11 protein-coding genes and 2 tRNA genes are annotated in these 13,886 nt (G+C 47.7%); 2 read left to right on the top strand and 11 right to left on the bottom strand.

The window, feature by feature from the left end; translation table 11 throughout:
* Window positions 1–79 precede the first annotated feature (79 nt).
* Window positions 80–1,111, bottom strand: a complete 1,032-nt coding sequence (gene pheS, locus ACDE64_RS06745; RefSeq protein WP_411345710.1) for a phenylalanine--tRNA ligase subunit alpha — start codon at window positions 1,109–1,111, stop codon at window positions 80–82.
* Between the two features lie 579 nt (window positions 1,112–1,690).
* Window positions 1,691–3,736, bottom strand: coding sequence for a ribosomal protection-like ABC-F family protein (gene abc-f / locus ACDE64_RS06740; RefSeq protein WP_411349440.1), 2,046 nt, complete (start codon window positions 3,734–3,736; stop codon window positions 1,691–1,693).
* A 668-nt stretch (window positions 3,737–4,404) separates the two neighbouring features.
* On the opposite strand from abc-f, the gene ACDE64_RS06735 reads away from it, so the two are divergent.
* Together ACDE64_RS06735 and ACDE64_RS06730 are read left to right on the top strand one after the other, a co-directional pair.
* A complete protein-coding gene (locus ACDE64_RS06735; RefSeq protein WP_411349439.1) occupies window positions 4,405–4,755 on the top strand; it encodes a hypothetical protein in 351 nt (116 codons plus the stop codon).
* A 227-nt stretch (window positions 4,756–4,982) separates the two neighbouring features.
* Entirely contained in the window at window positions 4,983–5,582 is a 600-nt protein-coding gene (locus ACDE64_RS06730; protein WP_411349438.1) for an RBBP9/YdeN family alpha/beta hydrolase, read from the top strand.
* A gap of 104 nt (window positions 5,583–5,686) precedes the next feature.
* On the opposite strand, the gene ACDE64_RS06725 is transcribed toward ACDE64_RS06730, so the two are convergent.
* The 9 genes from ACDE64_RS06725 to leuB form a co-directional block, all read right to left on the bottom strand.
* Window positions 5,687–6,157, bottom strand: coding sequence for a GAF domain-containing protein (locus ACDE64_RS06725; RefSeq protein ID WP_411345706.1), 471 nt, complete (start codon window positions 6,155–6,157; stop codon window positions 5,687–5,689).
* 124 nt (window positions 6,158–6,281) lie between these two features.
* Window positions 6,282–6,352: transfer RNA gene (locus tag ACDE64_RS06720), tRNA-Gly, on the bottom strand.
* 6 nt (window positions 6,353–6,358) lie between these two features.
* Window positions 6,359–6,432: transfer RNA gene (locus ACDE64_RS06715), tRNA-Pro, on the bottom strand.
* A gap of 251 nt (window positions 6,433–6,683) precedes the next feature.
* On the bottom strand, window positions 6,684–7,652 hold the full coding sequence (locus tag ACDE64_RS06710; protein WP_411345705.1) for an aldolase catalytic domain-containing protein: 969 nt from the start codon (window positions 7,650–7,652) through the stop codon (window positions 6,684–6,686).
* Between the two features lie 208 nt (window positions 7,653–7,860).
* Complete coding sequence (locus tag ACDE64_RS06705; RefSeq protein WP_411349437.1) at window positions 7,861–9,354, bottom strand: hypothetical protein; 1,494 nt, start codon at window positions 9,352–9,354, stop codon at window positions 7,861–7,863.
* A gap of 91 nt (window positions 9,355–9,445) precedes the next feature.
* Entirely contained in the window at window positions 9,446–10,591 is a 1,146-nt protein-coding gene (locus tag ACDE64_RS06700) for a DUF58 domain-containing protein (protein WP_411349436.1), read from the bottom strand.
* A gap of 1 nt (window position 10,592) precedes the next feature.
* Window positions 10,593–11,672 (bottom strand): AAA family ATPase, encoded by a 1,080-nt coding sequence (locus tag ACDE64_RS06695; protein WP_411349435.1) that lies wholly within the window; start codon window positions 11,670–11,672, stop codon window positions 10,593–10,595.
* Window positions 11,673–11,829: 157 nt separating this feature from the next.
* Entirely contained in the window at window positions 11,830–12,234 is a 405-nt protein-coding gene (locus ACDE64_RS06690) for a hypothetical protein (protein ID WP_411345701.1), read from the bottom strand.
* A 172-nt stretch (window positions 12,235–12,406) separates the two neighbouring features.
* Entirely contained in the window at window positions 12,407–13,489 is a 1,083-nt protein-coding gene (leuB, locus tag ACDE64_RS06685) for a 3-isopropylmalate dehydrogenase (protein WP_411349434.1), read from the bottom strand.
* Between the last annotated feature and the right edge of the window lie 397 nt (window positions 13,490–13,886).

Raw genomic sequence — 13,886 nt, 5'->3', positions numbered from 1 at the left:
ACCTTCAATAGTATCTAGTATTGCATCGTACAGTTGATGCTTTATCGTTTACAATGGATCACATTCATCATGACCCATATTACATGCGGGAGAATTGCTCCAAGAAACGCATATCATTGCTATAGAAATGGCGAATATCGTCAATGCCGTATTTCAGAATTGCGATCCGCTCGACGCCCATACCGAAGGCAAAGCCGCTGTACACTTCCGGATCAAAGCCACCCATTTCCAGTACTTTCGGATGCACCATACCGCAACCGAGAATCTCGATCCAGATGCGCTCGCCGTTTTTCTTGGTGAAGGTCACATCGACCTCAACACTTGGCTCGGTGAAAGGGAAGAAGCTTGGACGCAGACGAATCTCGGTTTGTTCACCGAACATTTCGCGTGCGAATTGCAGCAGTGTTCCTTTCAGATCGCTCATGCGAATGCCTTTGTCGATAACGAGTCCTTCAATCTGGTGGAACTGGAAGGAGTGAGTCGCATCGTCATCATCGCGGCGATATACAGCGCCCGGACAGATGACTTTTAGCGGAGCCTGTCCTTTGGCATGTTCCATCGCCCGGATCTGGATTGGGGATGTTTGTGTACGCATCAGCAGATCTTCCGTCAGATAGAACGAATCTTGCATATCGCGTGCTGGATGGTTTTGTGGCAGATTCAGCGCTTCAAAGTTGTAATAATCCGTCTCAACCTGCGGTCCTTCCGCTACACGATAGCCCATACCGAGGAAAATATCTTCCAATTCCTCGATCACTTTGTTCAGTGGATGAATACCACCTTGGGACAATGGACGACCCGGCAAAGTAACGTCAACTTTTTCATTTTGCAGACGGGCATTCGTTTCTTCACGTACAAAATGCGCCTGCTTGCGGCTAATTACTTCCTCGATCGCTTCGCGCACTTCATTCGCTACCTGACCGACGACCGGACGCTCCTCCGCACTCAGTTTACCCATACCGCGTAGAATCTCGGTCAACGCACTCTTTTTGCCAGAGTATTTGACGCGTAGATCATCCAGCTCCTTGGGGGTGCCGACTTTTTCCAGTACGTCCAGCGCTTCTGTCTTCAGCGCTAGCAATTGCTCTTTCATTTGAACCGTTTCGCTCATTGTAAAATTCCCCTTTCTGCCTGTTTGTACACATTTGCCAATCTGTTAAGGAAACGAAATCAACAAAAAAAGGCCTTCTCTCCCGTAAGGGACGAAAAGACCGTGGTACCACCCTTGTTAGAAATAAGCCGGTTCTGCTGTAGTCATGCACCCAATCGCGGACGATGTGATGATGACGGCAAGCTACCTTTTCTGTCTGCGCGGAATGACATCATGCCGAATACAGCAAATGTAATGATGTTCCATGGGACAGAGCACTTAATTCTCGCTCAATAACGACAATAACGGATCGTTAGACCGGCTATCCCTACTGAAATCAAATGTCAGACCGTCAGCCAGTTGGCGGATACGGCGACAATGAATCGTTCAGGCAGCTGCTCCGGAGTGAATTTCGGCAGTTCGTCCCCTGTAAAATGCTCTCAATCTACGGCATTCTCTCCCTGTAGGGCGATGCTGCGTACTTGTCTCCATCGTTGCAGATGTTCATGTTCATTCATGTAATGGACAATACGTATCTACATGTTCTAAAACCGTCATGCAGATGAATACTCCTTATTGTACAAACTTCCCCGGCGGTCGTCAACGATTGTTATGCAATTTGTAGCGTTCCAATTCATCCCGTATTTCCCGAATCTCAATCCATAGCCGTTGCTCGGCAGTTGGCGGATGTTCTGTTGTGAGTGCTTCCTCTGTCGATGGTTGATTGCCATATTCAGACTTGGACGTATGCATCGTCGATGACGTGTTACTAGTACTGGATGACGCCAAGCTAGTATGCTGCTGTCCATTCTCAGCCGCCGCTAACAGTTGAGACAATCGTAATTCCAGCAGCATCCGTCGTTCATCCGCCTCGCGTCCACCAGATTGCGCTTGCTGTCTCAAGCGTTGCTGAAACTGCTCATATTCCTCCATACTACCAGCGAACACTTCATATTGTCCGTGACCATCCAGCAGCAACAACGTATTCGCCAATCGACGAATCATCATCCGGTCATGCGATACAAGCACAATTGTACCGCTAAAGTTACTCAATACCGACTCGATCACTTCCTGTGCAGCGATATCCAGATAATTGGTCGGCTCATCCAATATGAGCAGATTGGCACCGCCAAAATACAATCGAATGAGCGCCGCGCGGCATTTCTCGCCCATACTAAGCTGTCCAATCATCTTGTGTACATCCTCGCGCCGGAACAAAAAGCAACCAAGAATCGTCTGCGCTTCCGTACGTGTCATGCCCGGCAATACAAGCAGACTGTCCAGCAACATCATATCCAGCGGCAAATCCTCCAGCTCCTGCGAAAAGTATCCGATTTGTAGTGCCGGATGTGTATACATCTCACCTTCACTCGGCTTCAGCTTGCCCAGCAGCAATCGCAGCAAGGTCGTTTTGCCACTGCCATTTGGCCCAGTAACTGCCAGACGATCACCACGATGTAGCGACAAATCAAGATGTTGCAGCAGGTGAGACGGTTGTTCTGCTTGGGACTTAGCTGCTTGATTTCGTTCTTCATAGCCAAATGATACATCCCGCAATGCCAGCAGCGTATGCCCGCGGAACTCACTAGATTCCAGTTGAAAGTTCAGTCGATCCGCTTCCCGCGGCTTATCAACACGAACTGCTTCCAGTCGCTCCATTTCCTTTTGCTTGGCATGATAGCGGGAAATATTCTTTTTCGCTTTGGCTTTGTAAAAGCTGGCAGTGATCTTCACTTCACTTTGCTTGCCTGCATCGGCGTGCGCTTTGTCAAACCACTCTTTGTAGCGACGAATCGACTCTTCCAACGCTTTACGCTGCTGCTCTTGCTTTTTGTATAGTGCCTGCTGTGCTTGCAGCTCCCGTTCCTTATGCTCCCGATAATCACGATAGCCGCCTTTGTACACCGTCATGCCCTGTGGCGTCAATTCTGCTACAGAAGTTGCCAAACGATCAACAAATTCGCGATCATGACTAACAAACAGCAGTGCACCGGTATATTGCCGCAGCCGCTTCTCCAGCCACTCCATCGTTTCTACGTCAAGATGGTTGGTCGGTTCATCGAGAATGAGTAACCGGGTATCACGAGTCAGTACTGCCGCCAGCCGCACACGCGTCTTCTGTCCACCGCTCAGGCTGGCATAAGGTGTGCTCCACAGCTGGCTGTCGATACCGAGTGTCGTCAACTGCTTCTCCACTTCCGTTTCCCAGACAAAGCCGTCCAGCTGTTCATACTGCTCTAATCGCTGACTGTACTGGGATAGACGTTCATTCATGCCTTGTTCGTCAGCTGCCAGTGAAGTATCGCTCAGCGCCGCTTCATCCCGATCCAATTGCTGGCGCAGGCTCCACAATTCACGTTTCCCCTGCCTTGCCATCTCCAGTACAGTAACGCCTTCCTCCATCTGATCCTGATCGTCTTGTTGACGCATCCAATCCCAATATTGTAATGGCAAAAAGCGCTCTATCTCGCCCTCAGTACCATGTTCTTCACCCATCAGCATACGAATGAGCGTCGTCTTACCGCTACCATTTACACCGATCAGCGCCAGTCGCTCATCACTCTCGATTTGCAGATTCACCTGCTCAAAAATCATTTTGCCATTCCAGTCTTTGGACAAATTACGTACTTTCACCCATGTGGTCATATTCATCATCCTTCCGGCTTCTACAGCTGTGTGTAGAACATATAAAAAACCGCGACAGCAGCTGCTGCGCGGTTTGCAAACGGAAGGTTAGCTTTAACTAGCCAATATGTGATTCAGCAATAATCGGTCAGGTTGGATTCATTTGCTACCTAGCTGTGACGATACGATCATAACAGGCAGCGCAAAGACTACCGTGTAATATATCCTATCCTTGTATCCCAGCTTATAGCATCACCATACATACATCCTGCAATATATACTTAAGAACGGCTATATCCTGTGCCGCACTATCGTATATTGCATACAGACATAGCGCTAGTATTTGATACCATTTGCGCTATATTGGTGAAAGAGAAATGCCAGTAATCCACTGTCCTTATCGATGAAAACACACATACGAATCCCGTTGCAATCGCCGCGAACAGCTGACTGCCTGTATTTATGCATACAGTTAATGGGGACATTCGTATTGTTACTTCATTAGACAAATGGTTACCTCTCTTTTCTACAAGTTGATCGGCATATTGAATCGCCAACAGTGTCATTGTAGCAGAAAAGGAAATAGATGCCAACTTTTATACAGAAACAGGTGCATCATTGTTATCTCATTCAAGATCGTGCTAGAATGTGTGTCGATATCAACCAACATGAATTTCAGGGAGCCTTATATGAAAAAAACGCTGATAATAAGTATGATATGGTTACTAACCGCATGTAGTAGTACAAGCGACACATTGCAAACTCAATCCGATCCACAGCTACATTCTCTTCCTGTTCCTACTTCTTCGTTTATCACTGCACAGCCCGATTGTGAAGATGTACGCTGTTATGCTCTCAATGTTGGCCATGAGAATTTAAAAAGTAATTATGTGCTCTCCCTGCTTGCTTCAGGCTGGACGGTCAATAGTGTAGAAAGTACCAAAGTGCTTCAAGCTACGAAAGATCATGTTCGTTATCTGATCATCTTGAGCAAATCGGATCAAGAAAACGCTAGTAAATTGACGATACGTGCTCAATAGCGATGACACTTGAACGATATACCATTACATTCTTGCATCACAATAAATGAAGTGACGGTGCTTGAGTGACCTTTCTAACTTAAACCCTAAATCGAATAAAGCATGTAACGTAGACAGACAAAAGTATTTATTTATATAATTTAAAAATATGTGAATATGGCTGCAAAATATGTGAATATGATTGCGATTTGCCATCTAACTTTCTACATAAAGGAGTTGCATCGTTCATGAGTACAAGTTATCTTTTGCTGCACGGATTGGGTGGCAGTGGGCCGGAGCACTGGCAGACGTGGTTATCGACTCAATTGGTAGAGCGTGGAGAACGGGTCTATTACCCGCAATTCCCGGATCATGATGAGCCGTCGCTTGCCATCTGGTTACAGGAACTCAGCGAGCTGATGGATGCCATTCCGCAGGACGAGAAATTGATCGTCATTACGCACAGTCTGGGCTGTATGCTCTGGTTCCACTATGCGGCTACATTACCTGCGCGACGCGTCAAACAAGCGATTGTAGTTGCTCCACCGTCTGCACAGATTCAGTTGCCAGAAATACAGGAATTTTTCCCGCCTCCACACCCGGAACGCTTACAGCTTGCTGCGGATGCTACGTTGATTATTCAATCCTCTAACGATCCGTTTTGTGAGTTGGAGAACACGTTGTTTTATGCAGAAATTGGCGTTCTTAGTATTACCCTGCCGAATATGGGACATATTAACACTGCATCCGGGCATGGAGCATGGCCGTTTATATTACAACTTGCACTGACTGGCACGATTCCATTCGCTTCTGGTGAAGCTTCTGTTCCGGCATCTGCTACCGATTGAAATATCCCGGCATAGCAGGATCTAACGATGCCAGCATAAGCGATGTCGCAACTCTATTTTTCAAAATCAGCATAGATGGATATTATGCCGATATGATTCCCAAATCAGCGTACGATCGGTGAATCTGTCTGATGTTGCAATTCAGCTACATGGCTCATCAGAATCGCCATCGAGTACATCGATTGTACTTCTGTTTTGGAATAAATATACCCCGGTGTGTGCAGCGCACAGATCGTGCCTACAATTTGCCCACTGCGCAGATTGACTGGAAAGCCGATAAACGCATGATCCCCCATATTCTCTGTCACTGGAAGCATACAGGTAGATGGATGTTCACTCGTATGTGCGACATAAGCAGCCTTGCCGGAAACCAATCCACAATATGTATCTTGAAGCGGCAGTTCCAATCCTTCATTCACCAACAATTCCTCACGGTTAAAAGCCCGCAGTATGCGATTGGTGCTGCCATCATTACTGGCAATGAAAATGGTGTTGACGGCAAGCACATTACTCAGCACTTCGATCACATGATTAGCTGCCTCCAATTCATCCGTAAAAAATGAATAATTCTCCATGGTTCATCTTTCTCCTGTTCCAATATCGCATCATGCGAATTTATAGTATCATCTACGTTTTACCCAAAAATAAATGCGCCGTAAACCTTAAATGGGTCTACGGCGCATTTATTTAAATACATGAAGCGGGTGATGGGAATCGAACCCACGCTACCAGCTTGGAAGGCTGGAGTTCTACCATTGAACTACACCCGCCCAGAATCGGGATGACACGATTTGAACATGCGACCCCCTGGTCCCAAACCAGGTGCTCTACCAAGCTGAGCTACATCCCGTAACTTTTATAAGTTTGGTTGTCAGTCACAACAGCGAATATACCATATTTCAAACAATTTGGCAAGCAATTTCTCCGCAGGATGAGATTGGTACTGCTTCTGCCCTACGCGTATTTCGCTAAAATAACAACAAGCCAGAGCGTAGCAAATCTACGGCATCCGGCTTGTTCATTCGCTATTTTACCCGTTCTATAGTGAAGCCTATATACAATCCAACGAACAGTATAGACTTAACAACAAACGGCATACACTTAGTTTTTGGAAGAAGAATCAAAGCTTACTTCTGGTGTAGTCAGCTTGTCGTAAAAATCGACCGAGTTATCCTTGTCCGCCGAAGCACGCAGTGCCATTGCCGAACGTGGATGCTCATCCAGTGTACCTGTGATCATGTACGGGATGAGGTAACCCCATTCTTCTTTTTCACGCAGCGGAATCATGTGCTTGTCGATCATTTCCAGTACAGGACGCAGTGTGTATTTGGTGTTTTTCAGATGCGTTACGAGCAGCTCAGTTGGGCAGTTACCTGCCGCGCGACCCATACCGTATACCGAAGCATCCAGCAGTTCTACGCCATTATCAGCAGCGATCAGTGTGTTGGAGAACGCAAGCTGCATATTGTTATGGGTATGCACACCCAGACGTTTGTTTGGAAGGTGAGTCTTGAATTTCTCTACCAGATAGATGAAATCTTTGTAATCCAAACTACCATAGCTATCCACGATGTAAACCACATCTACTACGCTCTCACGGATCAGTTCGAATGCTTCGATCAGTTCATTTTCCATCACGTTGGACAGCGCCATAATGTTCAGCGTTGTTTCGTAACCACGATCATGGAATGTTTGTACCAGTTGCAGCGCTTTGTCTACATCCTTGATATAACAAGCGACACGGATCAGATCGAGCAGGCTATCTTCACGTGGCAAAATGTCATTCTCGTCCACACGACCGATATCTACAAGTGCAGACAGCTTGGTATGCCCTTTGTGCGGGATCACTTCGCGCAGGAACTCGTCATCCAGAAAACGCCATGGACCAGCGCTCTCGGCACCTTTCAGCAGCTTGGGCGAGTTTTTGTAGCCAATCTCCATATAATCGACGTTCGCTTCGTTCAGTTTATTATACAAATCCTGTACAAACTCTACGCTAAAGTCCCAGTTATTCACCAGACCTCCGTCGCGGATTGTGCAGTCTACAATTTTGCAATGATTGAGTTTCATCGTTAATCTCCTCTCAGGCTGTTCATTCTATACATAATACTGTACGCCAAATTCAATGTAAAGAAATTTTCTAACATGCTTTAACGCATCAATCGGTTACAGTCACTTACAACTTATCATAGCCGTTGATGCGCTCTATGTCCAGTCCTCAAAGGAAATTGGTCTACCGCGAATGACAATGCTTCACAGCATTGTCACGAATATCTGCTTATCGGTGCGTCTGTTTATTGTGTTGCTCCCATTCCTCAACCTCCTGCATAGAAACCGACTGCCCTCCATAACGGGATCGATTGTACAGCGCGATCAGCTTGTCTATCGTTGTTGAGGTATTGGAAGATGCTGAATTAGCATAAGACGTTGCAGCATGCTCTTGGTTGGTATGATCCACTGGTGAGGGGTGTTGCTGTCGATCTGAAGGCTGGTGATCTGAATGCTGATGATCTAAATGATCATATGCAGTAGTACGATCCAGTCTACTCGCTCCATTCTCATCCCTCGCTGCGTGTTCCAATTGCCGCCCCACTTCCAACGGCGTAGCTGACGGCGGCACATGCAGCCCTTTTCGCTGTGCAAGGCGCAGCAATTCACGATAATGGTAACGAATGCGCGCCGATGGATCGTCAGGTGGACGACGATTGGCGAACAGACGCCGCTTTTCCTTTTGGTGAGCTGGAGAAATGTGTTCTACCTCGTCGGTATATGCGTCACCGGACTGTCCATGATCGGTATGAGCAATCGGTTCCCATAGAGCCAGTAGCCAGCGGTATAGACGTGGAGCATATTTGCGGATCATACGAAACAGCAACCATCCCAGCCAACTAGCAAACGCACTGACCGCTAGCAGCATGGCAATTTGGGCGATTTTCTGTATCCAAAATGGGTTCATGCTGTTATCTTCACTTTCCGGCAATAGCAATGGCTCTTGCGAAGGCAGGATGTCATTTGGCTGAACACTTTGCGGTGACGGCATACTAGCTGGTGTAAGCATCCCCAGCAGCGATTGCCATACGCTCCATAACCAAGCGGATATCTGATTGCTGCCGCCAATAATGGCGATGATTGCTACAGCTAACCAGATCCAGCGACGACTTCGTGACACGACCGCTCGCAGCGCTGCCAGCGAAAATCCCTCATCCAGCGAAATATAATCAATCTGCTGCGCTCCGAATCGGAATAACAGCGAAAATAGCATCCATGCACCTGCTGCATACAAGCTGCCTCGTACGTCATGCAGCCCGTCGCTGCGACCGGCAGCTATGTATACTACCCACGTTACGCCCAGTGCAATGAGCTGAATGCGAACAGGAAACAGCGTATCCCATGATCCCCGTAACAGCATTCGACCACGCAACAAGCCGCCTAACGCTAGCACACTCGCCACTATCCAACTGGCGCTCGTCTGGCTATGTTGTAACAGCACATACAGCGACATCACTGCAAGCAACACATATACGATCCAGATAACGACAGAACCTGTCTGCGCTTTGCGATTGTCATTGGCAATGCTGTGCCAGCCACTTCCAATACCAATACAGCTCAATAGCAGCAGCGACCACATCCACGGCTGTTCGGTATGAAGCCAGTATCCATCCAGCAGGACAAAAACTGGATAAACAGCAATGGCTTCAACCAGAATACGCATGAAGTGAACAAGCTGATGAGTATGCGAAACCTGATGAGTATGCGAAACCTGATTGGACATATACATCCTCCTTTCCGTTCATATTTTATACAGCATACTCAAATGAATACTATCCTCATCAAACGACAAGCCCATCTACACAAACGACATCTTATGCTTGTTGCACAAGCTCGTTATACTGCTGCTTGATCTGATCCAGATCGGGCAGCGGCAGCAAACTAATCCGACTACCGGACGCTTCCAGCTGATTCAGCATATCCTGCATTGCAGTCGATACATATGGTGTAATGATCAACAGATCCGGTTGCGCAGTTGCCGCTGTATACCCTTCATAAGCCTTATCCGGCAAAAAGCTGCTCAGAAACTGCACAAAGGGACGCCGAATTTTCAATTGTAGCTCTGCCATTATTTGCAGCATGGAAGTCAGTTGTTCACTACCATATGCGGGGGCAATGACCGCATCGTGTTCATGTTGACTCGGTATGATCGCATTGTGACCAAACCCCGCCTTCATCCCACGATCAATCAAATTCGCTGCCACCGTTGCCGCACAGCTGATGCCATATTCGGCAGCTACCGGTTCCGTCACAGTGCTCCACATCTGCTCATTCAGTTCAATATTGAGCAAAATCATCACTTCTGGATCAGCGCTGTATCCATGCTGAAATACTTGCATTTCGCCAGTGCGTGCGGTCGCTCCCCAATGCACCTGATTCATTGGATCGCCAGAGCGATACGGTCGCACACCGGTAATTAGAAATGGATCTTCATTGATCCAGCGCCGCATCTCTAATTCTCCCTGCCAGCTACGGTATGCTTCCGGCATATGCTCCAACGGCAAATATGCTGGATAAATGCACATCGACAAATTCAACTGCACTGGTCGATTCACACGTACAAGCCCGAACAAATCACCCACGCTCATCGACGCGCTATCCAGCCGATAACAGCCGCGCTGACGACAAACCATATGATGACAGCGAACGATGCGTACGTGTCGTGCCAGACTAAACAAACTGTTGTGGTTCTGATACACCGTACCTTCGCTGATGACGGTATCGGCAGAACCGGCAAACTGAAAAGCTACTGGCAGCATCGCTTCTAATCGCAGCCATGGCAACGGCAAACGGCTACGATTTTCCAATTCTTCGATCATTTCAATCCGCTCACCGACATGGCAACGCTCCGTCGATAAACGACGACGGTAATGCAGCCTTGACAACGAACGTCTACCAAACACAAATGCCTGTCCGATCACTACCAGTACCGCGACAACGACAAGCCAGAATAGCTCCATCTTAGCGTTCTCCGTGCGGAGAATGCTGTTCGGTCGGCACAGATTCTGTCTGAATAATAGTATTCAGTAGCTGCTTTGCCTGCTCCTGTGCATTCTGATGACGACTGCGGAAAATAATCCGGTGCGCCAGTACAGGTACAGCCAGCGTTTGAATATCGTCCGGCAGTACATAATCCCGCCCATGCATCGCCGCATACGCCTGTGAGGCGCGTAACAATGCCTGTGTCGCACGCGGACTCGCCCCTAGCGCCGTATCGGCATGTACACGCGTTGCCTCGGCGATACGTACCATATAATCCAGCAGATCATCATGTACGTTCACAGTACGGCAATACCGTCGCGCGGCGATCAATTCGTCTCGGGTCACTGTGTTTTGGATGTTGCCTGCTCCGGTATCGTCTGCGGACGATCCATGTACGGATGATTTTGTAAGATCGGCAGGCTGTGCTTGGGCGATCAATTCGGGATCTACAGAGGATGACTGTCGAACAGGCTGCAACATCTGCTGCAATGTGCGCCGCAGGATCTCCACGCCCTCTCCCGCAGAAGGATAACCAAGCGACATTTTCAACATAAAGCGATCCATTTGCGCTTCCGGTAGTGGAAATGTCCCTTGATTATCAACTGGATTCTGGGTAGCGATCACCATAAAGGGATCGTCCAATGAATGACTTTCACCATCGATACTAATCTGCTGCTCCTCCATACACTCTAGCAAGCTGGATTGAGTACGCGGTGTTGCCCGATTGATCTCGTCCGCCAGTACGATATGTGCAAATAGCGGACCCGGACGAAAGACAAATTCCGATTCTTTCTGGTTATAAAAATGACCACCTGTCAGATCAGATGGCAGCAGATCCGGGGTAAACTGAATCCGCTGAAATCGGCACTGTACTGAAGCTGCTAGCGTGCGTGCCAGCAGCGTTTTGCCTGTGCCCGGTACATCCTCCATCAAAATATGACCCGAAGCCAGTAGCGCGGTCAGCAGTAGCTTGACCTCCTGTGGTTTGCCGACGATCTTGCGTCCAATTTCCGTTTGCAGACGGCTTGCCAGTTCTTGTACGTCCTGTATGTTCAACATGCAGCATCCTTTCGTTATGTCTTGTAGTATGTAATCGCTTTTATTATCATAACAAGAATCCATGCAAAAATGAAAAAGCGACGTATATACAGCAAACGGCAGGGAACCGAGTCCCTGCCGTTCAAATGGCATCCGGTTGTATAACACCGGATTGTTATTATTTATGCTGAAGACGAACACGGCGCAAGCTCATCACCGCAAGGCGTCTTTTCAGATCGCGCTCCCATTTTTCATCGTGAATCTTTTTGGCTACAGCTAGCAGGTCCAGACTCATATCAATCTGTCGCTGTACCATATCCATGGGATCATCTTCCTCTACATTGACACAATTCTCAAACATGGTATTCTCGTCTTCCATCACGTAATCCTGGAAGTCGATTTCCGGCGTGCCATCGTCATGCGCGTACTCGGCGAGAATCTCATATTCGTTCTCTACCTTGTAATGAACTTCGATACGCTCACATACAGGACACACCAGCAGGGGAACATTATGAACCTGGGTTCTAAAATGTTTTAGTGTCCCTTTCGTTCCAATCATACTGCCGCCACAGCAAAAGCTCATGTGTTCTCCCTCCAGACATGATTCTATAATCGTAAAAGTGACTTTGCATCATCATTACATCCATGTTTGTGAAAGACTATTAACCAGCTTATCTTCATTTTACACCTTTTTAGAGGAAGACAAAACCCCCTTATTGTCCAAAATGGAGAATAAGAGGGTAAACAGCTAGGATTTATACTTTTTGGATGGCAGCGACGATCAGATCGCCCATTTCGGTCGTAGACAATGCTTTGCTCTTGTCGACTGCGATATCAGCTGTACGGTGACCTTCATCCAGCACTTTGGCTACTGCCGCTTCGATTGCATCGGCAGCTTCACTGTACCCAAACGTAGTACGGAACATCAGTGCCAGCGACAGGATCGTTGCAATCGGATTCGCCAGACCTTGACCAGCAATATCCGGTGCAGAACCATGTACCGGCTCGTACAGACCAAAGCTACCTTCGCCCAAAGAAGCGGATGCAAGCATACCGATGGAGCCGGTCAGCATTGCGGCTTCGTCACTCAGAATATCGCCAAACATATTCTCGGTAACGATCACGTCAAAGCTTGCCGGACGACGTAGCAGCTGCATCGCACAGTTGTCAACCAGTACGTGCTCCAGCTCTACATCTGGATAGTCTGGAGCGATGCCGTTTACCGTTTCGCGCCACAGACGGGACGTTTCCAGTACGTTAGCTTTGTCGACGGAAGCGAGCTTTTTGCGGCGACCTTGAGCGATTTGGAATGCCTGACGCACAATGCGCTCTACTTCGGTTACATTGTAAGCACAAGTATCAACCGCTTCTTCGCCCTGCTCACTTTGACGTCTGAATTTCTCACCAAAATAAATACCGCCAGTCAGTTCGCGCACGACCATCAGATCGGTGCCTTCCAGCACTTCCGGTTTCAGCGTAGACGCTTCTTTTAGGCAATCAAATACAACTGCCGGACGCAGGTTGGAGAACAACCCCAGCTCTTTGCGAATACCGAGCAAGCCTGTTTCTGGACGCAGGTCTTTTGGATTGCTATCCCATTTCGGACCACCGACGGCACCGAGCAGTACAGCATCCGCGCTTTTACAGACAGTCAGTGTTTCTTCTGGCAGCGGAGTTCCTTTCTCGTCAATAGCGATTCCGCCGAACAGAGCATGTTCCGTTTCAAACGAATAGCCGTACAGCTCTTCCGTTTTACGCAGTACTTTTTCCGCTTCTGCAACAACTTCCGGTCCAATACCGTCTCCGGCGATTACAGCAATCTTTTTCGTTTCAGTCATTAGGGTATTCTCCTTTGTACAGCCGCTCAAAAGGCTGGCTGTGGTGAGTAGTTGTATGTGTATGTTGGTTGGTGTGCGCTATTCTCGCAAATTGCGCCAGACGCTTGATGCGATATGCGATATGCGATATGCGATATGCGATATGCGATATGCGATATTGAATAATGGTGACACACTAGTATCTGTTTCGCTCTAAAACCTTATAGTTAGTTGTAACATAATTGTCAGCTTTTAATCCAAGATATACAAACTATGATCTCTATAGGTACTGCCTATAAAGGAGCTGAATTGATACAACTTCTCTATATCCACTATCGTCCAACTATTATCGCTTGCTGAATCTTGCGATATTGAGTCTGTGAGTAAATTCTATGAATACATGTTCAGCTACTCTTTT

Origin of the sequence: Paenibacillus sp. WLX2291, assembly GCF_046603665.1 — a bacterium.
Classification (GTDB): domain Bacteria; phylum Bacillota; class Bacilli; order Paenibacillales; family Paenibacillaceae; genus Saccharibacillus.
Note: the sequence above shows the minus strand (reverse complement) of the source record. Positions and strands in the feature narration are given on the sequence as shown.